Raw genomic sequence first — 23100 nt, 5'->3', positions numbered from 1 at the left:
GGCATTCGCACCGCTTACCCGGCCGTGACGCGCAGTCGAACTCTGGTTTTCTTCTGGAGTGCGCTGACGATGCCGAAGAAGTTCTCGGTGTTCGGATTGCCGTGCGGCGCAAGCATCCTGTGCAGGCTCTTGCTCGGCTTGTCGAGTTCCGCCGCCAGTTCCTCGAACCCCACCGTTGCGTTGATCAGATCGCGCAGCAGCGCCTTGCCGGTCACGGTATCGCCGGCGAGATACGCATTGATCGCTTCCGAGAACAGCGCCTCACGGAACTTCCGATCGCGCTGTACGCGCGCCATCACTGTTTCCTTGAAATCCCTCGTCAAGCCCATGGGCTGCTCCGTCGCTCACTTGCTTCGCTTGCCTTGTTTGTACGCGGCCCAGTTCTTCGCCGCGGCGGCGATCGCTCGCCGCTGATCCCGTTTCGTCGATCCGCCGAGAAGAATCACGATCGTTTCGCCATCCTTGCCGAAGTAGGCCCGGTAGCCGGGTCCAAAGTCGATCCGAAGCTCGTACACGCCTCCGCCCACGCCCTTCACGTTTGAGAAATTGCCCTCGCTCAGGCGGTAGATGGCCGTGGCGACCTTGGCTGCGGCAATGGCATTCAGGCCGTCGAACCAGCGTGCCTATGGTGAACTGCCCGAAGTATCGAGGTACTCGAGGACTCGGATCGTAGGCACGCGCTAAGGTAACGTATCCGTGACCAGCCAGCCATAAGAGTTCGCTTCTCGCCGCCGCGGTCGCAGCGTGTTGGCGGTCAGGGTGAACCCGCTAGTAAGCGCAAGGGACCTCGACCGTGCCGAGAGTTGAGATTCCTCGCCTCCGGCTCCGAATGACATCGCGGGTCATCCCGAGCGAAGCGAGGGATCTCGGCTTCACGCTCAGGTGCTTCGTGATCTCCGTGTGAACCGGATTGCCCTTGCGGCGGTGCGGTGGCCACGGAGAACACGGACAGAGTCGAGGATTTTCGTCATCGCGCTGGCCATGCGCGCGACATCGTCGTCCGCTCTGTTCTGCGCGCGGGTGAGATTCCTCGCCAGCGGCTCGACGTGACGACGCCGCCACGAGCATTGCCGACTTCGCAACAACGGCCCCGCGACGAGACCCGCGCCCGCCAACGGCGCCGGGCCGTCCGCGCGCGGGCAACCGGTGCCTTTCCCGATCAGGCGCAACCTTGCATTTACGGAGTTCAACTCCATAATTGCAGCCATGATTCCCGCCGCCGATTGTCCACGCTGACTGCCGCTCTGGACGAAAGTCCGGCCGTGGCGCTGCTGGGTCCCCGCCAGGTGGGCAAGACCACCCTCGCACTCGAAGTCGCGAAGACGCGGCGGTCTATTTATCTCGATTTGGAATCCGAGACCGACCCGGCCAAGCTTGCCGATCCGGAGCTGTACCTCGCGCAGCACAGGGACAAACTGGTCGTGCTCGATGAGATTCAGCGCGTGCCGCGCTCGCCCGGGCGCTGGCGGTGGACGGCAAGACCGTCGCCTCGTATCTGGACCTGCTCGTCGATCTGCTGCTCGTGCGGCGCCTGCCGCCGTGGCACGCCAACGTGCGCAAGCGCGTGGTCAAGTCGCCGAAGATCTACGTGCGCGACAGCGGCCTGGTGCATGCGTTGCTCGGCATCGGCGACATGGAGTCGCTGCTCGCGCACCCGGTGGCAGGCGCCAGTTGGGAGGGAATGGTCATCGAGTCTCTGATCGCCGCCGCGCCGCCGGGCACGGAGGCGTATTTCTACCGTACCGCCGCCGGTGCCGAGATCGACCTGTTGCTTAAGATTCCGGGACGGCGCGAGCCTTGGGCCATCGAGGTCAAGCGCGGACTGACACCCAAGCTCGAGCGCGGTTTTCGTCTGGCTGCCGAAGACGTAAGGCCGGAGCGGCGGTTTATCCTCTACAGTGGCGCAGAGCGCTTCCCGCTGACCGAGGCTGTGGACGCCATCTCGCTGCTCGACCTGAGCGCGGAGCTTGCTGCCGCATGAGCCAGTTCGCGTTTCTTCAGCCCGAGTGGCCGGCCGTTTTCGAAGCCGCGGCGAAGGCGGAGGCCGCGGTGCGCGCCGATCCGCGCACGGCCTGCTTCTACGCCCGGCAGCGGCGCGGCTGTGGGCGTAGTGTGCGGTGATCCGAGAATCCACGCTCGCTGACCGCGCAACTCGACCGGGAAGCTGGCATCTCGATGATCGCAGGCCGCATTCCGATCGACGATCTCGCCCTCTTGCCCTTCGAGGGCATGCCCGGGCCGATCGTACAGGCCTTGAGCGCACAGCTCGAGGCGCGCGGAGTGCGCGTGCGCATCGCGCCTCCGGTGCCGCTGCCCGATCGTGCATTCGTGCCGCGGCGCGGCCAGTACCGGGCGGAGCCGCTGCTCGCGCTCGTGCAAGGCCACGGCGCGCCCCATGTGCTGGGAATTACACACCGCGACTTGTTCGCGCTGGGGCTGAACTTCGTGTTCGGCATCGCGCACTGCCCGGGGCGTGCCTGCGTGGTTTCCACCGCACGGCTGCTCGCCGGGGCGGACGAAGGACTGTTCCTGGCGCGCCTGGTCAAGGAAGTCACGCATGAACTCGGCCACACGCTGGGCCTCGATCACTGCGCAACACCGGGCTGCGTGATGTACTTCTCGAACAGTGTGGCCGACACGGACCGCAAGCACGACGAGTTTTGCGATCGCTGCGCGGCCCGCTTGCGGAAGCTTCGAAGCGCCGGGCGCCGCCCCGCGGCACGAGCACCCGCGGATGATCGATGACCCAAGGGGAGACCGTGTTTGACCCACGTCAAACAAGGCCTGGACCAAACAAGGTTCAATGCACTCTCGGCCTTGGCCCGCAACGCGTTGTCGAGGGTCCCCATGTTCGATTCTCCGCTTCACTATTGCCCGGTGTGCCGCCAGTACGTGGCGCTGGATCAGAGCCAGCCGGAATGCGCGCGCGAGCACGGTTGCTCGCCGCGGCAGCCCTGTCCGTTGGCCCACCTGTTCCGTGCGCCCGACTCGGCGCAAGCACCGCTGCGCGAAAGCGCAGCCGAGGGCAGCGGCTCCGGGGCCGACACCACGCCGGGGCCGGCCCCGCGATGATGCACGCGCGTCAGCGCAGGTACGCCTCGGTGACGTAGCGGCGCATCATGCGGTGGCTGTTGAAGGACACCGCGTTCTTGGCGATCACCGACTTCATCACGCGCAGCCAGCCGCTGCGGTCGTCGTAGAAGCGCGGCAGCACGGTTTGCTCCAGCTTGTCGTAGAGGGCCTGCGCGTGGGAATCGGGCGACTGTGAAGGCTCGCCGATGGCCCAGCCCGTCACGCCCTCGATGCAGCCTTCGATCCACCAGCCGTCCAGCACGCTCAGTTGGGGAACGCCGTTCAAGGCGGCTTTCATGCCGCTGGTGCCGGATGCCTCCAGCGGCGGAAGCGGGGTATTGAGCCAGACATCGACGCCGGCGACGAGGGTTGCGGCCGACTGCAGGTCGTAGTTCGGCAGGAACGCCACGGGAAGCGCGCCGCGCAGCGCGCGCGCGTGGTCGTGCAAACGCTTGATCAGTTCCTGGCCCGGCCTGTCCTGCGGATGCGCCTTGCCGGCGAGCACGATCTGAAAGGGATGGCGGCGGGCGATGGCACGCAGGCGTGCGAGATCGCTGAACAGAAGCTCGGGCCGCTTGTAAGCCGTCATGCGCCGTGCGTAGCCGATGATCGGCCGCTCGCGGTCGAGCGCCACGCCGGTAGCCTCTTTCACGCCGGCAATCAGCCGGTCCTTCGCTTCCAGGTGCGCGCTCCAGATCTTGTCGTCGGGGATGGTATCGGCACGGATCAACAGCTCGGGCGCGTGCGCCCAGCCCGGCACGCAAGTGTCGAACAGCCGGGCGAAACTGGGGCAGGTCCAGGTGAAGGGATGCACGCCGTTGGTGATCGCATGCACCTGGAAGCCGGGAAACAGCTTCGAGGACACTTCCGCATGGCGCCGGGCGACGCCGTTGACGAAATCGCTGAGATTGAGCGCGAGCAGGGTCATGTTCAAAACCTGTTCTCCGGCCAGCGCCTTCAGCGTCGGAAGATCCACGATGTCGCCCAGAATCCGATGAACCAGCTCGTAGGGAAACTTGTCGTGCCCGGCCTCGACCGGGGTGTGCGTGGTGAAGTTGCACATCCGGCGCACGCGGTGCAGATCGTACGGTGATTCTCCGGGACGCAGATCGCCGGGCGGGTAGCGATGCGCGCGCAGCAACGCGAGCCCGAGCAGCGCGGCGTGTCCTTCGTTCATGTGATACTGGCTGATGGTGAATCCGAGTGCCCGCAGCATGTGCAGGCCGCCGATGCCCAGCACGGCCTCCTGCTTCAGGCGGTAGGCCTGATCCCCGCCGTACAGACGGCTGGTGATCGCGCGGTCCTCGGGCTGGTTCATCGGCAGATCGGTGTCGAGGAGGATCACCGGTGTGCTTCCGGTGGAGCCGGATGCCACGAACAGCCAGCCGGAGACCCAGACCGGACGGCCCTCGATCGGGATCGCCACCGCGGCGTTCAGCGGCCGGCAATGCTCGCCCGGATTCCAGGTGTCCGCGTGTTCGATCTGCCATCCTTGCGGGTCGATCTCCTGGCGGAAATAGCCCTCGCGGCTCACCAGCGTGACCGCGACCAGGGGCAGCTCGAGGTCGGCGGCGGTTCGCACGACGTCGCCCGCCAGCACCCCGAGACCGCCGGCGTAGGTTGGAATGCCGGCGCGCAGCGCGATCTCCATGGAGAAATAGGCCGTGCGCGGCTCGGCCGTGAAATCGTCGATCCGGGCGAACTCATCCGCCATGCTGCCTCCGGTCGCCGCGCACGAGGCGCAGCAGCGTCAGTTCCGGCTCGGTGCCGAAGCGCACCGGCGGACCCCAAGTGCCGGTTCCGGCGCTGACATAGACCCACAGACGGCCACGGCGCGAAAGCCCGGCCACGTGCGGCGCGTGCACCAGGTGCACGGCGAGCGTCCAGGGAAAGAACTGTCCGGCGTGCGTGTGGCCCGAGAGCTGCAGATCGAATCCGGCCTGTTCCGCCACGGGCGCGATCTTGGGATTGTGCGCGAGCAGCAGGCGAAAGGCGCGGCCCGCTTCCGGCGCAACCGCCAGATCGGGACGCGGTCTCTGCCGCGGGTCGTCCAGGCGCGCGGCCGGATCCACCACGCCGCCCACCACGATGCGCGCGCGGCCCTGCGCGATCACCACGTATTCGTTCAGAAGCACGCGCAGGCCGAGGCTTTCGAAATGACGCAGCCAGGGCGCGGCTCCCGAATAGTATTCGTGATTGCCGGGCACCAGAAAGACCCGCCCGCCGGGCTTCAGATCGGCCAAGGGGGCCACGTGCGGCGCGAGTCGCGCGACCGCCCCGTCCACCATGTCTCCGGTCAGCGCGACCAGGTCGGGCCGCAGCGCGTTGGCCGCGTGCACCACGCGCCGCACGTAGGAGGCCCGGATCGTCAGTCCGATGTGCAGATCGCTGATCTGCACGATGCGCAGCCCCTCCAGATCGGCGTCGAGCCCGTCGATGGCGATGTCGACCTGGCGCACGTGCGGGCCGCGCAGCGCCGCGAACGCGCCGGCGGCGAGCGCCGCGAGGGAGCCGATCCACACCCACCCCGTGCCCGCCTCGCGCAGGGTGGCATGCAGCCCGCCGAAGACGGGAAGCGCCGCGGTCGTGAGCAGCAGTGCGTCGCGCCCGGCGCAGAGCACGATCGCGAAATTCAGCCAGCCCATGGACAGGTAGCTCATGAAGTGCACGGCGTCGTCGACCCGGCCTTTGTGCTCGCGCTCTCCGGTCCAGTAGACGACCGGCACGATCCAGATCAGCAGAAACGGCACGGCGAGCCCGAGCCGTGCGACGGCGCCGGAGGCCAGCCGCCAGGCCAGGTAGGCATAGCCGAGCGCCAGGATCGTGCTCACGGTCGCGATGAAGGGATTGAACAGCCGGTTCATCGGTGGCGCTTTGTCACCATCGAGCCCTTGAGTACGATTCCGGTCAGGCTACCGGCGATGAGCGCGGTGAGGTCCACGAGAACGGCCGGCAGCGCGATACCCCCCGGCGAGGCCAGGTACAGCGGGGTCCACACCGGATCGAATTTCTCCTTGTACCGGCGCAGGCCGCGGAAGTTGTAGAAATGCTCCCCGTGCCGATAGACAAAACTGCCGAAACGATGCCACAAGGGCGGGTGGGCATGCGCGTCGAGTCCTGAGAGGGGCGCCATGCCGAAATTGAACCATCGGTAGCCTTCCGCTTGCCCCCAGAGCAGCAACTCCGAGAAGAGAAAGTCCATGGTTCCGTTCGGCGCGTCCGGCAGGTGGCGCATGAGATCGACCGACAGTTCCTCCTTGCCGGCACCCAGCCAGAGATTGGCGAAGGCGATGAGTTCACCGTCCCTGCGCACCGCGCTCAGCGGGAAGTTCGCGAGGTACTGCGCATCGAAGGAGGCGTTCGAGAAACCTTTCTCGCGCGTGCTTTTCAGCGTCAACCAGGCATCCGACACCCGCGCGAGGGCCGGCAGCAGCGTCGATACCGCCTCGCGCGGCAGTATCTCGAAGCGGCAGCCCGCACGCGCCAGCCTGGACCGCGCGTTGCGCAGGTCCTTGCGGGCGGCACCTTCGAGCGTGAATCGCGCCAGATCCACGCGTGCCTCCTCGCCGAGCGGAACGACCGTAAGGCCCAGGTCGCTGTAGAGACCGAGATGCTCCGGCCGCACCTCGAAGAACACGCACCAGCCCCGCTGTCGGTCGCACAGATCGCGGAACGTCCAGCGCAGTTCCAGCGCCTCGTCCTCGGGGCCGACGGGGTCACCCATGGCGATCCAGCTTCGCCCTCTGCGCCCGTACATCAGAAAGGCGTTTCCGCGCGAACTGAACAGCAGTGCCTTGTCACCGCGCAGCGCGAGATTCGCATAGGTCCATGGCGAGCGCTCGATGATCGGCCGGGCGCGCGCGATCTCGTCCGCGCTCGGGCGCGCCTCGCGCGGGCTTGCGGCAAGCCCGGGCGAAGCGCTCTCCACAGCCGCCCGGGCCTTGGCAGGGCTGTCCGACTGCAACGCGCGCTTCATGCGCATGCCGGCGACCTGGTCTTCATTCGAGCGGCACGGACCTTCAGCCGCCGTCTTCCTGTCGATGCAGCCGCGCGATGCTGTCCACCACCCGCGCAACCTCCTCGTCGGGAAGCGGCGGACGGCAGCGCACGCGATTCCACGCCAGCAGCAGCTCCAGCGCCACCTGCGGATCGACGCCGTGTCGCAGCAGATGCCCGGCGAGCGAAGCCAGCGTGTTGTTTCGGTTGCCCTCGTCCACGCCTTCGCGCACCAGTCGCCGCCAGTGGGAGAGCGGATGGCCGGCGCGCGCGCCGGGGTGCACGAAGCGCAGCAGCCAGGAAGGCATCGGCGCGAGATCGGCTTCCGACGGCGCGCACCCCGGCAGCCACTCGTAGCGCCGCCCGTTCGGATGCAACGAAGGCGGCGCGACGACGCAACCGCCGTCGCCGCGGAAGTCGATGCCCGGAGCGATTCCGACGCGGTTGTGCACGATCCCGCCAGGATGCCGGAAGTACAAGTGCCGCCCGCCGCCGCCGGTCCGCGCTTCCACGGTGTGCGGCAGATGGCCGTGCTCCAGCTCGAGCAGCGCGAGGCTTCGCGACCCGCCGTGCCGGGCATCGACATCGAGCACGACCAGCCCGGAGATCGCTCCGGTGACCACGCCGATGTTCGGTTTGCGGGTTGCGCCGAACCAGGCGTCGACTTCCTGTTCCGTGGCCAGGCGGGACTGGTAATCGAGCCAGGGCACGATCGGGCGCTTGCCGCGCGCTTCCACCGGTATCACGGACCAGCCGCGGGCCAGCAAGGCGAGCGCGGCAGCGCGCACGTCGTTCGACGGGTCCTGTGGCTTGGCGTTCATCTCGATGGGCGTGCCGGGCGTGGCTGTGGCCTGCAAATCCGGTGTCATGCGCGTGCTCCCGGAACCTCGCGGGTGGGATGGACCCGGATTCTCATCCGATTGCCGGCGTGCCCGTTGATGCAGGTCAAGCACGCGGGCGCCACCGCTGTCGGCGAGAACCTTTGACCTCTGTCAAATCGGGCTGCGGCCATCGGCGTAGGTTGCAGTGGCCACCCAACGAGGACAGGGAGATGCGTCGGGCCACGGTTGCGATGATCATGGCGCTCGGTGCGGTCGGACTGTGGGCAGGGGGACCGCAGGCGGCGGCCGAGGGCGATGCCGCGCGAGGACGAAAAGCCTACGAGCTGTGGTGCATCGGCTGCCACGGCGACAAGCAAAGGATCGAATCGGTGGGACCTTCCCTGGTGGGACTGCTGGGCCGCCGCGCCGGAACCGTGGACGGTTCGCCCTATTCGAGAAATCTGTACCAGGCCAATATCGTGTGGGACGAACGCTCCCTCGACCGCTATCTGGCAGCGCCCACCGGCGCGGTCCATGGAACGATCATGCCGGTCGGCCTGCAGGATGCGCGCGAGCGCGCGGACGTCATCGCGTATTTGAAGACTTTGAAGTGAACATGGCAAGCGGAAAACCGGGCGGAGCGTCCGTGCGCATCAGCGCGGAGCTGCGCGACGCGATCCAGGCGCTGCTCGCCGCTCGGCGGCCGGAAGCGGCGCTCACATTGCAGGATGTGAGGCTGGCCTTGCAACGCGACGACTCGCTGTGGGAGCAGGAAGGCGAGCTGCTGCATCCGCAGGATCGCACCGCGTTGTTGATCGAGATCGATGAACTGATCGAGCGGCACGGGGAGCACGCGGCGGCCCCCGGGTTTCTCGCTCGGTAGGCCGGCTCCGCGCTCCGGTCTATAGCCAGCGCGTTCGGTCGGGTAGGATGTGATCGTGAAACCGAGAAGATTGTCCGCGATTGTGCTGGTGTTGCTGGGCGCTGCGATGCTGTTCGCCGCGCCCGAGACGCTCGGCGGTCTGCTGGTGATCGGTGCGGGGGTCGCGGTCGAGCTGGTCGGCATCGCGCTGGAGAAGCGCCGGTAGCGGGCGGCGCCGGCCGGGGGTTGGGCCCGCCGGGCCTGCTGTGCGCAGGACCTGACCGATCGCGTGATGCGCAGTCCGGCGCAAGGCGTCTTCGTGGCAGGCGTGAGCGATCATGAGACGGGTTCCAATGTCTTCGTGATGCGAACAGTGCTGGGGTCTTCGGCGAGCGTGGCTGCTTCGAAGCCGAGGGCACGGGCGAAGCGCAACATGCTCGAGTTGGCGCTGAGCACCAACCCCTCCATGCGGGCGATCCCACGCTCGCGCGCCGCGCGCATCAACGCATCCATGAGCAGTCCGGCGATCCCGGTCTTCTGCCACGAATCCTGGATCATGATGGCGAACTCGCAGCTCCTGCCGTCCGGATTCGTCACGTAGCGCGCCTCACCCACCACGTCTTCGCCGTCTGCGCGCGCCACGGTGCACACGAGGGCCAGATGCCGCTCGTAGTCGACGTCCGTCATGAAATGGACCAGGTTTTCCGTGGGCGCGCCGACCCACTTCAGGAAGCGCCGATATCGCGTCTCGCCCGAGGATCCGGACAGAAAGTCGCGCACGCGCGCCGCGTCGTCCGGACGGATCGGGCGTATGGTCACCATCCGGCCGTCGGCGAGCCGGTGCTGGCGAGCGAGTTGCGCCGGATATTCGGCCACCTTCGAGGAAGGCGCGACCTCAGCGCGGGGCGCCGGGGTGCCCGGCGCGTTCGCGTCCAGCGAGGGCGGCGACGACGTAGTCCACGCAGCCGTCCAGCGTGTCGATCTTCCCGTAGTCCTGCTCGGGGACATCGACGCCCAGCTCTTCGTGCAGCGCCGTGACGAAGTTCAGAATGTCCATCGAGTCGACGGCCAACGCCCGGCGCAGGCTGGCCTTGGGCCCGACCTTGCCAAGATCGATGTCGGGCGCCAGCCGCTGCAGGATTCTCACGAGATGGTCGCGGACCTCGTCGCGATTCATGGGTGCGCGGGCCAGCGAAGACGGCTACGAGTGGTGGCCGAATTTCGCCGGGCGCACTTCGCCTTTGCGCAACCACAGCCCGCGCTCTTCGCAATGCAGCAGTTCGGATCCGCTTCGCACGTACTGTCCGATCGGGTAGCGCACGTTGTTGAAGTAGCAGGCGCCGGCTTGCAGATCTGCGTCCGGCGAAGGCTCCTCGGACTCGTCGAGTATCGGTGAAGTCTTCAGTTCGGGATCGGGCGCGCCGACGTCGGGTATATGGCCAGTCATGGGGCTCCTTTGCCTGATCGGACCGCAACGACAGTCACTTGCCTCCGGCGGCAACGCCTGCGTTCGGCCGCCGCAGCGCCGGATCTCGGACACATTAGCGCGAATCGCGGAGCGGCGTTTGATGCAGATCAGGAGAAGGGGCAACCGTGCCCTCCCGGTCAGCGCATCGCTTCGAGCAGCGCGATCAGGCGCACGGCATTCGCCGGCGCATGACCGAAGGCGTCGTTGTCGAAGTACACGTGCACGTCGCGCCCTTCGTGCATCCAGTGCCGCACCTTGCGGGCCCAGTCGCGAAGCTGCGCGTCCGAATAGGCCGAGGCGTAGGTCGTTCGATGGCCGTGCAGCCGCACATACACCAGGTCCGTGGTCACCGCTTCCCACATCGGCCAATCCGCGGCGTCGGACTGGCAGACCGCGATGCCGCGTTCGCGCAGGCACGCAGCCACCTCGCCGGTAAACCATGAGGGATGGCGGAACTCGATTGCGTGCCGCACGCGCCGCCAGCGCCCGAGCGCGCGGGCGAACGTCTCCAGCCGCTCCAGGTTGCACCGGAAGTTGCGCGGAAGCTGCCAGAGCACCGCAACGAGCTTGTCGCCGAGGCCGGCGGCCCGGCTGCGCTCCAGCCGGATCGCCGGCGCCGGCTCGAGCAGCTTCCGGTTGTGCGTGAGATAGCGGTTCGCCTTGATTGCGAAGCAAAACCCGGGCGGCGTGGCGGCCCGCCAACTGCGGAATGTCTCGCGGCTCTGCAGCCGATAGAAGGTCGCATTCACCTCGAGCGCTGAAAAGCGCTGCGCGCAATAGGGCAGCCACCGCGTCTTGGGCCGACCTTCGTAAAAGGAATCCTTCCAGCTCGCGTAGCTCCAGCCGCTGGTGCCGATGTAGGCCTGTCCGCGCATCCGCTCACTATGCGGCTGCATCGGGGCCGGGCCTTGATGCAGGTCAGCGCGTGGCGCCGTCGCTGCCATCCGATTCTTTGATCGCGATCAAAACCGCTCACGGCGGGCCACTGTAAGGTTGCGTTCCGAACAACAGTCAGACGAGGAGTTCAACATGGCGAACGAGACCAAGGAAGCCGAATCCCGCGAAAAAAGCAGGGAATTGCAGAAGTCGCCCGTGGCTGCAGTCAGCCCCTTCGAAGAAATGGATCGGCTGATGCAGCGCATGGCCGAAGGCATATTCCCGCGCGGCTGGCTGCGCCCGTGGCGCTGGGAGTGGCCGGACCTGCCGGCGCTGCCGGAAGTGCGCTGGCCGCGGGTGGACGTAGTCGATCGCGAGGAGGACGTGCTGGTGCGCGCAGAGGTTCCGGGCGTGGACAAGAAAGATCTGGAAATCTCCGTCACTGACAATGCGCTCACCATCAAGGGTGCGACCAAGCGCGAGCAGAAGGAAGAGAAGGGCGAGTACTACCGCCACGAGATCTCCGAGGCGTCGTTCGCGCGCACCGTGGCGCTGCCCGCCGACGTGGACGGGACACGGGCCAAGGCCTCATCCAAGGATGGCATGGTCGAGATCGTGATCCCCAAACTCGCCAAGTCCAAACGCCACACGATCAAGGTCGACTGAAAACATCGCCCGGCGCGGGGTTGCCCGCGCCGGGCGAATCGCGAGTCGAGAAACGCGAGGAAGAAGATGGCTTTGAGGTTCCCCATCGATGTTGCCGCCCATGTGAGTCCGGAGCTCTCGGCGGCGATCGAGGCCGTGCTCGAAGATCCGGACCGGGAGCAGCCGCCCACGCTCGAAGACGTGCGCGCCTCGCTCCAGCAGGAAAGCAAGCGCTGGTCGCGCGAAGGGTGGGCGCTGCACCCTGAGGAGCGGTCGTCGGTCATCGCGGAGCTCGACGCGCTCATCGACCAGTTCGGCGAGGAGGCTCTGGCGATCGATTTCGCCGGCGCCAGCGCGAGCGAAGCACTGTCTCGGGTGATCGAGGCGGCGACGAACGACCCGGGACAACCGGACGAACCCACGCTCGGCACGGTGCGGGCAGCGATTCTGAACGGCCTCGCGGCGCGTCTGATCGGCAACGGGGTGCTCGACGCGGACGAGGACGCCACGCTGCTCGACGAAATCGACGCGCTGATCCGCCGGCACGGCGAGGATGCCGTGGCGGAAACCTTCATACGCCTGGAATAGGGCGCAAACCCGTCCAGCGAATCCCCGGGAAATGCAGACTCCAGTTCAGATCACTTTCCGCGACATTCCGCGCTCGGAGGCGCTCGAGGCGCACATCCGCCAGAAGGCCGGGAAGCTCGAGGAGTTTCATTCGCGCATCACCAGTTGCCGCGTGACGGTGGAAGAACTGAGCAAGCACCACCACCAGGGGCGGCAGTTTCGCGTGCGCATCGACGTGCGCGTGCCGGGCAAGGAGATCGTCGCCAATCGCGACCATCACGAGGACGTGTACGTCGCGCTGCGCGACGCGTTCGACGCGGTGAAACGCCAGCTCGAGGACGCCGCAAGGGAGATGCGCGGCGACGTCAAGGCGCACGCCCTCGCCCGGCACGGGAAGGTTACCCGTCTGTTTCCCGACGAAGGCTACGGATTCATCGAAACCGCCGACGGCCGCGAACTGTACTTCAGCCGCGACAACGTCGTGCATCCGGCATTCGAGCAGCTCGCGCCAGGGATGGGCGTTCAGTTCATCGAGGACATGGCGGCGGAAGGTCCGCAGGCCAAGCGGGTCAGCGTCGGAAAGCACCACGCCTGAACGCGCGGCGGGAACTCCGGCGTCGCGCAATGAGAACGGTCAGCGTTCTTCGAACGGCCGCCCTTGCGAAGGCCCCGGCACGTTCTGTTCTTCCTCCACTTCTTCTTCGATTTCTTCGACGCTGTCCACGCGCGGTTCGTCGCGCAGCGGATGCTGCTTGATGATGCGCTTGAGCGCATCGTCCCTGGCCTTGCTGCGACCGTCGCCCTGCTGAACCTCGGGCTGCGGTGCGGTTCTTCTCCTGGGACGGGGTCTGCGAGGCTTCACGGCGGCTCCTGTTATCCGGGTAGTCAGGTTCGTTGGTTCGGTCACATCGCGATCAGCGATGCGCGTGATCGAACGGAATGGAAACCGGTGTCAGATGGCGCACGAACCAGGCGGTCGCGAGGCGGGCGACTTCCTCCAGGGCGCCGGGTTCCTCGAACAGATGTGTCGCACCCGGCACGATCGCCAGTTCCCTCTTGCAGTAGACGAGCCGGTCGCGCGCCGCTTCGTTCAGCTCGATCACGCCGAAATCGAGACCGCCCACGATCAGCAGCGTGGGCGCGGTGACGCGTGCCAGCGTGGCTTCCCCCGCCAGATCGGGGCGCCCGCCCCGGGACACGACCGCCCGCACGCCATCGGACAGCGCCGCAGCCACCCGCAGCGCCGAAGCGGCGCCGGTGCTGGCGCCGAACAAACCGACCGGCAGTTCGCAGGTGGTGGGGTGGGTGCGCACGAACTGCACCGCGTATCCCAGACGTTGGCTCAGCAGGTCGATATCGAATCGGTTCGCGTAGTCCTGGTCCTCTTCCGGCGTCAACAGATCCAGGAGCAGGGTGGCCAGTCCTGCCCGGCGCAGTTGCGCGGCGACGAAGCGGTTGCGCGGCGAATGGCGGCCGGAGCCGCTGCCGTGGGAAAACACCACCACACCCGTCGTCTGCGCCGGCCGCTCGAGCACGCCTTCCAGCGCGACCTCGCCCGCGGGAATCGAAACCAGCGTCTCGTCGCGCGGGGCGCTCATGATTCGCTCGCGGCGTGTTTGCGGGCGGCCTGCGCCAGGAGGGCGATGACTGCCTCGTCCTCGACCTGCGGAAACTCGCGGTAGAACTGGCCCACCGCGTAGAACTCCGCTGGGGCTTCGAGGCACACCACTTCGTCGGCGTAAGGGCGCACGCGCTCCAGGCTCTCGGGCGCGGCCACCGGAACGGCGCACACCAGGTGCGCCGGGTGCCGGGCACGCACCGCGTGCAGCGCCGCGATCATGCTGGCGCCCGTGGCCAGCCCGTCGTCGACCACGATGACGATCCGGTCCGCGGGGTCGATCGGGGGCCGCGTCGGGGTGTATTGCAGCCGACGCTTGCGCAGGGTTTCGAGCTGGACCTGCTTCTCCCGCGCAAGATAAGCCTCATCGGCGCCGGAACGGGCGGCATGCTCGGCGATATAGGTCCAGCCCGACTCGTCGACCGCGCCAACGGCGAACTCCGCACTGAAGGGGGAGCGCAGCTTGCGCACCAGCACCACATCCAGCTCGCCGCCCAACTCCTCGGCCAGCACCTTGCCCATCTCGACCGCGCCGCGCGGGATCGCGAGCACCAGGGGATTGCGACCACGATAGCGGGCCAGGGCCTTTGCCAGCCTGCGGGCGGCGTCGATTCGGGAATCGAACTGGATGGGCATGACACGCAAATGATCCACTCCGGCGGGCGACGGGCTTTGCGCCAGGTCAAATCGCGCGGCAATAAAGGCGGCAGGCGGGACCGTACGAGACGCCGCTCGCGTCTTCGCGCTCCGGCAGCCGTCAGGCGTGCGGCGAGGCGAGACCGAGCCGGTCCACTTCGGCGGCCAGCGCCTTGAGCCCGGGCGAGATCGTGACGGGCAGGGGTTCGGCCGGCTCCAGCCGCCGCAAAGCGGGGGGCAGCCTCGTCATCGCCGCGAGCGCCCGGTCCCGGATCGTGTTCAGCGGCTCCGGGTCGGCGAGGCGCCGCCCGCCCTTCATCACCGGCTGCAGCAAGGGCTCGCCCGGAAAAGTCTCCGTTTCCAGGGCAATCGTGTCGGCGGCGATACGGCCATCGGCGTCGTGGTGCCGGTAGACCTGCTTGCGGCCAGGCCAGGTTGCCTTGCCTTCGGAGCGTTTGCGGCGCGCGAGGCCCGCGTACTCCTGCAGCTTGTAGGCGCAGTCCAGCGCCGGGGCGTCCTCCGAGGTGACCAGGCTGGTGCCCACGCCGAAGCCGTCGATCGGCGCGCCGGCGGCCAACAGATCGTGCAGGATGCGCTCGTCCAGCCCGCCGCTGGCGAAGATCCGGATGTGCGGAAAGCCTCCTTCGTCCAGAATGCGCCGCACTTTGCGGGCGTGGTCGGCGAGGTCGCCGCTGTCCAGGCGCACCGCGCGCACCATGATGCCTTCCTGCTTGAGTTTGCGGGCGAGCGCCACGACCTTGGCCGCCCCCGCTTCGGTGTCGTAGGTGTCGATGAGCAGCACCGTGTTCTCGGGGTGCGCCCGCGCGAAATGCTCGAATGCCAGCGTCTCGTCGGTGTGGGCCTGGACGAAGGAATGCGCCATCGTGCCGTAGAGCGGGATGCCGAAGCGTTGCCCCGCCAGCACGGTCGCGGTGCCGCCGAAGCCCGCGAGATACGCGGCGCGGGCGGCGAGCAGTCCGGCTTCCGCCCCGTGCGCCCGGCGCAAGCCGAAGTCCACCAGCAGCTTGTCCGGCGCCGCCAGAACGCAGCGCGCGGCCTTGGCGGCGACCATGGTCTGCAACTGCAGCAAGTTGATGATCCGCGTCTCGACGAGCTGGGCTTCGGGCAGCGGCGCGGTCACGCGCAGGATCGGTTCGTGCGGAAAGAAGATCGTGCCTTCCGGCATGGCGTGTACATCGCCCGTGAAGCGAAGCCCCCGCAGATCGTTCACGAACCCGGCTGAAAAGCGCCGCTCGGCGCGCAGCCAGTCCAGTTCTTCGTCCGTGAAGCGCAGGTTCTCCAGGAAGTGCAGCACCTGTTCGAGCCCGGCCGCGATGAGAAAGTTGCGACCGCGCGGCAGCTTGCGCACGAAGAACTCGAACACCGCCGTGTCGGTCATGCCCTGCTCGCGGTACGCGAGCAGCATGGTGAGCTGATACAGATCGGTGAGCAGGGCGCTCGAGCCCGGATCGCGCTGCGCGGCGGCTTCCGCCATCGGCTCAGGCACCGACCGACTCCGCGTCGGCCGGCACGGCCCCGAGGCGCTGCATCTCTTCCTGGGCGCGCCGCCCGTCTCCCGGCTGAACGTCCACGGCCTGGATCGCATCCTGCAGCAGCACCACTTCGTAGCCGAGCGCGCGCGCGTCTTTCACGGTGTTGAGCACGCAATAATCGGTGGCGAGCCCGCCGACGAATACCCGGCGAACGTCGGCGCGGCGCAACTGGGCGTCCAAGTCCGTTCCGGCGAAGCCGGAATAGGCGTCACGCTCCGCGCTCGTCGCCTTCGACACGATGCGCGCCGAGGCCGGCAGCCTCAGGCCGGGCGCGAACTGCGCGCCGGGGGTGTCCGCGATGCAGTGCGGAGGCCAGGGCCCGCCCTGTTCGCGGAACGAGCAGTGGTTCGCCGGATGCCAGTCGCGGGTGGCGAACACCGGCAGTCCTTGCCTTTCGAACAAGGCGGCGTAACGGTTCAGCGGCGCGATCACCGCGTCGCCGCGCGGCACGGCAAGCGCGCCGCCGGGCAGGAAGTCGTTCTGCACATCGACGATGATCAGCGCGTCTCCGGCCCGGGGTCTCAGTGTCGATGGAGTATTCATGGCGATTTCCCAGGATACAGTGCGGCGTGTCAGCGAGTCCGCGTTCGCATCTCTTTCGGTTATTTCGGGCTCGGGTCACGGAATTGTCAACCACCGCCGGGCGGCTGCGCGCGCACCCGGCGCTTTGCCCGGTCCCCATTCTCGTCGAGCGCTTTTCGCCGGGGTTTGACGTGCGTCAATGGCGGCCGGCGGCGAGCGGGTATCGTGGCAGGGCGCTCGAACGAGGGTTCGCAGTATCGAGGCGGGAACCCCGACCCTGGAGGAAAACCATGAACATCGAACGGATCTACTCGCGCAACATCATTCGCGCTCCGCGCTCCTGCACCTTGCAGGAAGCGGCCCTGCTCATGCGCCGCCATCACGTGGGCGCGCTGCTGGTCACCCGGGACGAACCGGACCAGGGCGAAGTGATCGGCATTGTCACCGACCGGGACCTCGTGCTGGAGGCGATGGCGGACGGAATCGACCCCTCCGACGCAACGCTCGACGATGTGATGACCCCCGATCTGGCCACGGTTTCGGAGACCGCCGACCTCCACGAAGCGATGGAGATCATGCGCGAGAACGGCGTGCGCCGCCTCGCGGTGAGCAACGGTGACGGCCTGCTGGTGGGCATCGTCTCGCTCGACGACGTGATCGACGGGCTCGGAGCGGAAGTCGCGAGCCTGACCGGGATTCTGAAGAGCGAGCGCGAGCGCGAGATCGCCGAACGCGGCAGCGCGTGATCGCCGCGGCGCGAGCCGCCCGCTCCCGAGAAGGGATCGCCATCCTGCCGACCTTGCACGCCGAGGGCCGGCGGCCCTGGTGGTGCCGCTCGCGTGAGCGGATCTTCGCGGACATCGGTGCTTCGGAATCCGGTTTGACGGAGGCGCAAGCGCTTGCCCGCCTGCGCGCCGCAGGGCCGAACCGGGTCGCCGTGGTCGGCCGCAGGCCATGGCTCGTCGAGCTGCTCGCCCGGTTCCGCAATCCGCTGGTCCTGCTTTTGCTCGCCGCGGCGACGATCGCAGCGTTCGCAGGCGATGCGCGGAGTGCCGTCATCATCGCAGTGGTGATCGCGGCGAGCGTGGTCCTGGACTTCGTTCAGGAATACCGGGCCGAGCGGGCCATCGAGCGCCTGCGCGAGTCGGTCGCCGTGCATTGCACCGTCCAGCGCAACGGGATCGCGCGCGAAGTGCCGGTGGAGCGGGTCGTTCCCGGAGACGTGGCGCTGCTGTCGGCCGGCGATCTGGTGCCGGCGGACTGCATCGTGCTCGAAAGCCGCGACCTGTTCGTCAACCAGGCCACCCTCACCGGCGAATCCTATCCCGTCGAGAAGCAGCCGCACGAGCCGCCGCCGGATGCCGATCTCACGCAGGCGCGGGGTGTGGTGTTCATGGGCACTTCGGTGCTCAGTGGCAGCGCGCGAGTCGTGGTCGTCGCCACCGGCCGGCACACCGAGCTGGCCAAGATCGCGGGCGCGCTCGCGCAGCGGCGCCCGCCCGATCCGCTGGAGCGGGGGACGCGCCAGTTCGGCCTGCTTGTCTTGAGGCTGACGCTGCTGCTGTCCCTGGCGGTGGTGCTCATCAACGGCAGCCTCGGTCACCCGTGGCTCGACTCGTTCATGTTCGCGCTGGCGCTGGCGGTCGGCCTCGCCCCGGAGCTGCTTCCGATGATCGTCTCCGTGACCCTCGCGCGGGGCGCGCTTCGGCTTGCACGCAAGCGGGTGGTCGTGAAACGTCCTTCCGCGGTCTATGGTCTGGGGGCCGTGGACACGATCTGCACCGACAAGACCGGAACCCTCACCGAAGGCAGGCTCGAGCTGGTCCGCCACATCGACGCCGGGGGCAACGAATCGGCGCGGGTGCTCGAACTGGCTTACCTCAACAGCTTTTTCGAATCCGGCATCCGCAGCCCTCTGGACTTGGCCGTGATCGCCCACGGGCGGCGCGGGATCGAGGGATGGAAGAAGATCGACGAAGTGCCGTTCGATTTCGAGCGGCGCAGGGTTTCCGTGCTGGTCGAAAGCCCCGATGGCCGACGGCTGCTCATCGTCAAGGGTGCGCCGGAGGAGATCGTCGCGCTTTGCATCAGCTTCGAGGAGGCGGGCGGCACGCTGAAGTCTCTCGACGCAGCGCAGCGAGCCGCGGTGTGGCGGCACTTCGAGGCGATGAGCGAAGAGGGGTTGCGCACGCTCGCCGTGGCATGGCTGGAGCTGCCGAAGGACTGCGCGTCGGCGGCCGAGGCCGGCGAGGCACCGCTGGTATTCGCGGGATTGCTGGCGTTCGTCGATCCGCCGCGCAAGGATGCCGCGAAGGCGCTGGCTGCGCTGCGACGCGACGGTGTGGCCATCAAGGTTTTGTCCGGCGACCACGAACGCGTGGTCCGCCACCTCTGCGACCAGGTCGGGCTCGAGGTGCAGGGCGCGTTAATCGGCCACGAAATCCAGGCGATGGACGACGTCGCCCTGGCGGCCGCGGCGCACAGAGCGAACCTGTTCTGCCGCGTCACACCGGCCCAGAAGGAGCGGATCGTGCGTGCGCTCAAGCAGCGCGGGTGCACCGTGGGCTTCATCGGCGACGGGGTGAACGACGCGCCGGCCCTGCATCTTGCCGACGTGGGCATATCCGTGGACGGCGCCGTGGACGTGGCGAGGGAAGCCGCCGACGTGATGCTCACGCGCCATGATCTCCTCGTGCTTCACCAGGGCGTGCAGGAAGGCCGGCGCACCTACGGCAACATCATGAAGTACCTGATGATGGCCACCAGCTCCAACTTCGGCAACATGGCCAGCATGGCCGCCGCGCCGCTGCTGCTGCCGTTTCTGCCGCTGCTCCCGGTCCAGGTGCTGCTCAACAATTTTCTCTACGACCTGTCCGAGATGGCGATTCCCCTCGATCGCGTCGACCGCGCCGAGCTGGAGCGCCCCCGGCGCTGGGACATGAAGTTCATCCGCAATTTCATGCTGGCGCTGGGACCGCTGAGCTCGGTGTTCGATTTCCTCACGTTCTACGTGCTGCTGGTCGGTCTGGGTTTCGACGTCGCCATGTTCCGGACGGGTTGGTTCGTGGAGTCGGTGGCGACCCAGGTGCTGGTCATCTTCGTGATCCGCACGCGCGGCAGCCCGCTCGCGAGCCCGCCGCACGGGCTGCTGGTGATCACCTCGCTCGCCGTAGTGATCGCCGCTGCGGCGCTGCCCTACACCGCGCTGGGCGCGCAGTTCGGCCTCGTGCCGCTGCCGGCGCACTACTTCGCCGTCCTCGGCGTGATCGTGAGCGCCTATCTGGTCCTGGCGCAATTCGGCAAGCGCTGGTTCTACCGCTGTTTCGGGTGACGGCGCGGTTTCTCAGCGCCCGGGGTCGCGGTTCGCGGCATCGAGTTCGCGATCGACACGGTCGTGAATCGCCCGCCATTGTTTCTCTTCGATGAGGTACATTTCTCGAAAGAGCCGCACCGCCTCGGCGCGCTGATTGCCGTCGTTCTGCTCCTCGCAGACCCGGACGAACGCGGCGACCAGCTCCAGGGTCTGGTCCCAGGATTCGTTGTTCCCGACGAAGACCACCTTCTTCAGATAGGCGTCTTCTTCGGCCTTGGTCCACCCCCTGGCCTGCCCGAGCCGGCTGACCTTGTCCTGCAGCGCGGCCTTCTGCTGGAGCTCGAACTCGGTGCCTTCCCGCATCACGCGATTGACCTCGGCACGCAACGGATCGTCGGCCGCGAGTCTGCAGCCGGCCGCAATCGCCGCCTCGGCGCTCGCGGCGATGCCGGGAAAAAAGAGAAGCGTGAGCAAGACCACGACGGCGCCGCGCAAAGCATTCACGAAATCATCCTCCTTGTTCATCGATTCAGACGACCCTTCTCGAACGCACGGCGGCGCCCCAGCCGGGCGCTGGAGAAAGTCCCCCCTGTCCTCTGCTTGCGCGATCCTCGCAACCCCCGGGTTCTTCGCGATGCGCGCGGGTCACTTGTCTTTCTTTTTGTGGAATTCCGACCAGGCCTTTTCGAAGCTCGATGACATCGTCTTCCAGGCCTCTTCGAAGCCCTTGCTCATTTCCTTCCAGGCGGACTGGCTGGCCTGCTGCACCTCGTTCATGCGCTTGATCAGCTCGTCGCGCTGCTTCTCCAGCGTCTTGAGCTGCGACTGGTACTGAGCCTTGAGGTGGCTCTGGGCCTTTTGCATCTCGGCCTCCCAGTCCCGGATTCTGGCATTCCAGTCGTCGAGCTGCTGCTTCATCTTTTCGACCAGGTCGTCGCGGTTCATGGTTTCCCTCCGTTTTGGGCCAGCGCCGTTCTCCTGATATAGAACAGGATCGCGAGTTTTGCCAGAAGTTCTCGCCGGTGCTTCATTCGGATCGCGGGGCTGGGGTCTTCAGAAGACCGAGAGCGTGATGCGCAGAGCGCCTACAGGCCGGGGCGTCGCGAGCTGCAGCGTCACCGCCTGCATGATCTTTTCGAAGCCTTCCTCGGACTGGGACACGGTACGGTGGGGTAGCGCGCGCACGGTGACCGGTTCGGAAATCTCCAGCACGAGCTTGCCGCCCAGCACGTCGTCTTCCAGGGTGAGGCCGGTGATGTCCCGCCATTCGAAACTCTGTCCGAACCCTCCCGCAATCTCGCCCTTGAGCCGGTAGCGCCCGAGAACGCCATCGCAACTGGGCATCGCGAGGTTCAGCGCGCTCTCCAGCATACCCGGCGTGGCATCGAACACATAGTCCACGCGCAGCCGGCGATCGCGCAGCGCAAAGATCTTGGCGACGCCGGCCTGCCGACTGGTCAGCGCCACATGGTCCGGCGCCGCTTCGGCCAGAGCGTAGCCCGGGGCGACTTCACGGCCGTCGCGCAGCAGGCGATCCAGGAAGATCGCGCGCGGCCGGGCATCGGGAATCAGATCCTCGGGCGCGATCGGATGCCGGAAGCCCACGCGGTCGTGCGCGGAAGCGATGCCTTCGCCGTCGTGCGCGCGCTGCACGCCTTGCAGGATCTTGCGGTAGTAGTGCTCCTCGCGGCGCGCGAGCGTGTCGCCGAAGTTGTGGCGCAGCCAGTAGGCATCCAGCTCGTGGATCGCACCCTGCCCATCGTCGCGAATGACGGCTTGCAGCTCGCCGTTGGAAAGGAAGATTTCGTCGTGGCCATCGTGGTCGGTGTCCACGCTGACCACGGCCTTGCGCTCGGCGCCCGCATCGAGCAGGGCTTCGAGCGCGACGATGGCGTTCCAGACCGCGCGGCGCAGGTGCGGCAGGTAGATGCCGCCGAACAGGCCGTGCCAGTAGGCGTCGTTGGCTTGCGCCAGATGCAGCAGGTTCTGCATCTGCGGCGTGATGGCCGCCTTTGGCAGAGAAGCCACGCGTGCCGACAGCGAAAGCATGCGCTTGTGCGCCCAGTTCGACTCCGGGTAGCGGGCGATGAAGTTGCGCCAGATGCCGCCGCGGATCAGGGCCTTGCGCGCGGCATAGCGGTTGGCGGCCTTTTCCTGCGCGACCAGATCCGCCCACTCATGGGCCTGCGCGGGGGGCAGAGACCATTCGTTCATCTCGATGTAGGACGTTGCCGGCAGATACACCACACCGCGCGTGCGCCGGCCGGCGTGGAAATCCCGATAGTGCGCCGACCGGATGAGCGTTGAGCGCAGCACGCCTTCGATGAACTGCTCCAGCCACTTCTTCCCGTACACCCATTCGTGGGTTTCGGGCCAGATGCCGAGCTTCTCGATGTCGTCGAAGTAGACTGCCGCGCCACTGCCGTCTTCGGTTGCGAGCGACTCCAGATACGCGACCGCCTCGGGTGCGGGGGAAAAGGGGATCCGATAGCGCAGCGCCTCGGAAATCGGAAACAGATCGAGCGGCACGCCGCCTTCCTCGGTGGAGAAATAGCCGGTCAGTTCCTCCGCCGCTTTCCCGGCGCAAAGGAAGTGATAATCGTCCACGGTCACGTAACGGATGCCCGAATCAGCGAGCGAAGGAACGACCGCAGACTCCCATACCCTTTCGGTGAGCCAGGCACCGCTCGGGCGCTGTCCGAAAGCCCGTTCGAGCCGGTCGGACAACGCCGCGATCTGGGTGCGGCGGTCGCGCTCCGGGATCGAGGCCAGCACCGGCTCGGTGTCGCCCCCGCCGAACAGCTCCGCCTGTCCGCGCGCCACCATCTCCTGCAGCTTGCGCATGTCCTCGGGGTAGGTACGCAGCAGGTAGTCGAGCAGCCAGCCGCTGGAGTGGATCGCGAACCTGAACTCCGGATAGCGGTACACGGTTTCCAGGTAAGGCCGGTAACAGCGCGCGTGCGCGTGATCGAGCACGTGCTCGAAATTGCCCGCCGGCTGGTGCGCATGGACTCCGAACAGCAGCGATACCGACCTGGTCACGAAGTAGCCGCTCTATTGCCCCAGGAACAGGCGGAGAACCATTCGCGAATCACTCTACCCGCTGCCCCTCGATGGTTTGGGTCGTTCGTCTTGAATGCGGTGGGTCTTC

Annotated in this window: 29 protein-coding genes and 2 pseudogenes; 13 read left to right on the top strand and 18 right to left on the bottom strand. The window is 67.2% G+C overall.

Annotation, left to right across the window (positions count from 1 at the left end; translation table 11 throughout):
• Positions 1 to 14: 14 nt before the first annotated feature.
• Together VNM24_17520 and VNM24_17515 are read right to left on the bottom strand one after the other, a co-directional pair.
• Complete coding sequence (locus VNM24_17520) at positions 15 to 329, bottom strand: transcriptional regulator (protein ID HWQ40380.1); 315 nt, start codon at positions 327 to 329, stop codon at positions 15 to 17.
• 15 nt (positions 330 to 344) lie between these two features.
• Positions 345 to 608, bottom strand: a pseudogene (locus tag VNM24_17515) (type II toxin-antitoxin system RelE/ParE family toxin).
• A 321-nt stretch (positions 609 to 929) separates the two neighbouring features.
• Here VNM24_17515 and VNM24_17510 point away from each other — a divergent pair.
• The 5 genes and pseudogenes from VNM24_17510 (at position 930) to VNM24_17490 (ending at position 3072) form a co-directional block, all read left to right on the top strand.
• Positions 930 to 1391: pseudogene (locus VNM24_17510) on the top strand (AAA family ATPase).
• Positions 1392 to 1468: 77 nt separating this feature from the next.
• Entirely contained in the window at positions 1469 to 1981 is a 513-nt protein-coding gene (locus tag VNM24_17505) for a DUF4143 domain-containing protein (GenBank protein HWQ40379.1), read from the top strand.
• Positions 1978 to 2121: a hypothetical protein gene (locus VNM24_17500; GenBank protein HWQ40378.1), complete on the top strand. Its 144-nt coding sequence runs from the start codon at positions 1978 to 1980 to the stop codon at positions 2119 to 2121. Before VNM24_17505 ends, VNM24_17500 begins: the two co-directional genes overlap by 4 nt.
• Positions 2122 to 2175: 54 nt before the next feature.
• On the top strand, positions 2176 to 2745 hold the full coding sequence (locus VNM24_17495) for an archaemetzincin family Zn-dependent metalloprotease (protein ID HWQ40377.1): 570 nt from the start codon (positions 2176 to 2178) through the stop codon (positions 2743 to 2745).
• A 102-nt stretch (positions 2746 to 2847) separates the two neighbouring features.
• On the top strand, positions 2848 to 3072 hold the full coding sequence (locus VNM24_17490; protein ID HWQ40376.1) for a hypothetical protein: 225 nt from the start codon (positions 2848 to 2850) through the stop codon (positions 3070 to 3072).
• A gap of 10 nt (positions 3073 to 3082) precedes the next feature.
• On the opposite strand, the gene glgP is transcribed toward VNM24_17490, so the two are convergent.
• The 4 genes from glgP to VNM24_17470 are packed head-to-tail and all read right to left on the bottom strand — an operon-like array spanning position 3083 to position 7937.
• Positions 3083 to 4786, bottom strand: coding sequence for an alpha-glucan family phosphorylase (gene glgP, locus VNM24_17485; protein HWQ40375.1), 1704 nt, complete (start codon positions 4784 to 4786; stop codon positions 3083 to 3085).
• Positions 4776 to 5936: a metallophosphoesterase gene (locus VNM24_17480; protein ID HWQ40374.1), complete on the bottom strand. Its 1161-nt coding sequence runs from the start codon at positions 5934 to 5936 to the stop codon at positions 4776 to 4778. The genes glgP and VNM24_17480 overlap by 11 nt, the downstream gene beginning before the upstream one ends.
• Positions 5933 to 7054, bottom strand: a complete 1122-nt coding sequence (locus VNM24_17475) for a phosphatidylglycerol lysyltransferase domain-containing protein (GenBank protein HWQ40373.1) — start codon at positions 7052 to 7054, stop codon at positions 5933 to 5935. The genes VNM24_17480 and VNM24_17475 overlap by 4 nt, the downstream gene beginning before the upstream one ends.
• A 37-nt stretch (positions 7055 to 7091) precedes the next feature.
• Entirely contained in the window at positions 7092 to 7937 is an 846-nt protein-coding gene (locus VNM24_17470; protein HWQ40372.1) for a bifunctional DNA primase/polymerase, read from the bottom strand.
• A 182-nt stretch (positions 7938 to 8119) separates the two neighbouring features.
• On the opposite strand from VNM24_17470, the gene VNM24_17465 reads away from it, so the two are divergent.
• From VNM24_17465 to VNM24_17455, 3 genes are read left to right on the top strand one after another with little or no spacing between them, the layout of a single operon-like run.
• Positions 8120 to 8503 carry a c-type cytochrome gene (locus tag VNM24_17465; GenBank protein HWQ40371.1) on the top strand — a complete coding sequence of 128 codons (384 nt, stop codon included), beginning with the start codon at positions 8120 to 8122 and terminating at the stop codon, positions 8501 to 8503.
• Positions 8504 to 8535: 32 nt separating this feature from the next.
• Positions 8536 to 8772, top strand: coding sequence for a hypothetical protein (locus tag VNM24_17460; GenBank protein HWQ40370.1), 237 nt, complete (start codon positions 8536 to 8538; stop codon positions 8770 to 8772).
• A 55-nt stretch (positions 8773 to 8827) separates the two neighbouring features.
• The gene (locus tag VNM24_17455) at positions 8828 to 8977 is read left to right on the top strand and encodes a hypothetical protein (GenBank protein ID HWQ40369.1); all 150 of its coding nucleotides are present in this window, start codon (positions 8828 to 8830) and stop codon (positions 8975 to 8977) included.
• A gap of 110 nt (positions 8978 to 9087) precedes the next feature.
• Here the strand turns inward: VNM24_17455 and VNM24_17450 are convergent, their stop codons facing one another.
• The 4 genes from VNM24_17450 to VNM24_17435 form a co-directional block, all read right to left on the bottom strand.
• Positions 9088 to 9627 (bottom strand): GNAT family N-acetyltransferase, encoded by a 540-nt coding sequence (locus VNM24_17450; GenBank protein ID HWQ40368.1) that lies wholly within the window; start codon positions 9625 to 9627, stop codon positions 9088 to 9090.
• 19 nt (positions 9628 to 9646) lie between these two features.
• On the bottom strand, positions 9647 to 9928 hold the full coding sequence (locus tag VNM24_17445; protein ID HWQ40367.1) for a phosphopantetheine-binding protein: 282 nt from the start codon (positions 9926 to 9928) through the stop codon (positions 9647 to 9649).
• A 24-nt stretch (positions 9929 to 9952) separates the two neighbouring features.
• On the bottom strand, positions 9953 to 10198 hold the full coding sequence (locus VNM24_17440; protein ID HWQ40366.1) for a hypothetical protein: 246 nt from the start codon (positions 10196 to 10198) through the stop codon (positions 9953 to 9955).
• Positions 10199 to 10356: 158 nt separating this feature from the next.
• Positions 10357 to 11115: a DUF72 domain-containing protein gene (locus tag VNM24_17435; protein ID HWQ40365.1), complete on the bottom strand. Its 759-nt coding sequence runs from the start codon at positions 11113 to 11115 to the stop codon at positions 10357 to 10359.
• Positions 11116 to 11248: 133 nt separating this feature from the next.
• On the opposite strand from VNM24_17435, the gene VNM24_17430 reads away from it, so the two are divergent.
• From VNM24_17430 to raiA, 3 genes are all read left to right on the top strand, one after another.
• The gene (locus tag VNM24_17430; protein ID HWQ40364.1) at positions 11249 to 11761 is read left to right on the top strand and encodes an Hsp20/alpha crystallin family protein; all 513 of its coding nucleotides are present in this window, start codon (positions 11249 to 11251) and stop codon (positions 11759 to 11761) included.
• A gap of 66 nt (positions 11762 to 11827) precedes the next feature.
• Complete coding sequence (locus VNM24_17425; protein HWQ40363.1) at positions 11828 to 12328, top strand: hypothetical protein; 501 nt, start codon at positions 11828 to 11830, stop codon at positions 12326 to 12328.
• A 31-nt stretch (positions 12329 to 12359) separates the two neighbouring features.
• A complete protein-coding gene (gene raiA, locus VNM24_17420) occupies positions 12360 to 12902 on the top strand; it encodes a ribosome-associated translation inhibitor RaiA (GenBank protein HWQ40362.1) in 543 nt (180 codons plus the stop codon).
• 39 nt (positions 12903 to 12941) lie between these two features.
• Here raiA and VNM24_17415 read toward each other — a convergent pair whose 3' ends face one another.
• The 5 genes from VNM24_17415 to VNM24_17395 all read right to left on the bottom strand — a co-directional run bounded on the left by VNM24_17415 (position 12942) and on the right by VNM24_17395 (position 16657).
• Positions 12942 to 13169, bottom strand: coding sequence for a hypothetical protein (locus tag VNM24_17415; GenBank protein ID HWQ40361.1), 228 nt, complete (start codon positions 13167 to 13169; stop codon positions 12942 to 12944).
• Between the two features lie 52 nt (positions 13170 to 13221).
• The gene (locus tag VNM24_17410; protein HWQ40360.1) at positions 13222 to 13905 is read right to left on the bottom strand and encodes a dienelactone hydrolase family protein; all 684 of its coding nucleotides are present in this window, start codon (positions 13903 to 13905) and stop codon (positions 13222 to 13224) included.
• Complete coding sequence (locus VNM24_17405) at positions 13902 to 14555, bottom strand: phosphoribosyltransferase family protein (GenBank protein HWQ40359.1); 654 nt, start codon at positions 14553 to 14555, stop codon at positions 13902 to 13904. Before VNM24_17405 ends, VNM24_17410 begins: the two co-directional genes overlap by 4 nt.
• Positions 14556 to 14682: 127 nt before the next feature.
• Positions 14683 to 16056 (bottom strand): nicotinate phosphoribosyltransferase, encoded by a 1374-nt coding sequence (locus tag VNM24_17400; GenBank protein HWQ40358.1) that lies wholly within the window; start codon positions 16054 to 16056, stop codon positions 14683 to 14685.
• 4 nt (positions 16057 to 16060) lie between these two features.
• Positions 16061 to 16657: a nicotinamidase gene (locus VNM24_17395; GenBank protein ID HWQ40357.1), complete on the bottom strand. Its 597-nt coding sequence runs from the start codon at positions 16655 to 16657 to the stop codon at positions 16061 to 16063.
• A gap of 269 nt (positions 16658 to 16926) precedes the next feature.
• Between VNM24_17395 and VNM24_17390 the strand changes: the two genes are divergently transcribed.
• Positions 16927 to 17382: a CBS domain-containing protein gene (locus VNM24_17390; protein ID HWQ40356.1), complete on the top strand. Its 456-nt coding sequence runs from the start codon at positions 16927 to 16929 to the stop codon at positions 17380 to 17382.
• Positions 17379 to 19967: a magnesium-translocating P-type ATPase gene (gene mgtA / locus VNM24_17385; GenBank protein HWQ40355.1), complete on the top strand. Its 2589-nt coding sequence runs from the start codon at positions 17379 to 17381 to the stop codon at positions 19965 to 19967. Before VNM24_17390 ends, mgtA begins: the two co-directional genes overlap by 4 nt.
• Positions 19968 to 19979: 12 nt before the next feature.
• On the opposite strand, the gene VNM24_17380 is transcribed toward mgtA, so the two are convergent.
• The 3 genes from VNM24_17380 to VNM24_17370 all read right to left on the bottom strand — a co-directional run bounded on the left by VNM24_17380 (position 19980) and on the right by VNM24_17370 (position 22991).
• Positions 19980 to 20453, bottom strand: coding sequence for a hypothetical protein (locus VNM24_17380; GenBank protein HWQ40354.1), 474 nt, complete (start codon positions 20451 to 20453; stop codon positions 19980 to 19982).
• 141 nt (positions 20454 to 20594) lie between these two features.
• Positions 20595 to 20894, bottom strand: coding sequence for a hypothetical protein (locus tag VNM24_17375; protein HWQ40353.1), 300 nt, complete (start codon positions 20892 to 20894; stop codon positions 20595 to 20597).
• Positions 20895 to 21002: 108 nt separating this feature from the next.
• Positions 21003 to 22991, bottom strand: a complete 1989-nt coding sequence (locus tag VNM24_17370; protein HWQ40352.1) for an alpha-amylase/4-alpha-glucanotransferase domain-containing protein — start codon at positions 22989 to 22991, stop codon at positions 21003 to 21005.
• Between the last annotated feature and the right edge of the window lie 109 nt (positions 22992 to 23100).

This window comes from Burkholderiales bacterium (assembly GCA_035560005.1).
GTDB lineage: Bacteria > Pseudomonadota > Gammaproteobacteria > Burkholderiales > Eutrophovitaceae > DASRFY01.
The sequence above is the reverse complement of the archived record's forward strand: the minus strand, read 5'-3'. Positions and strand labels throughout refer to the sequence as shown.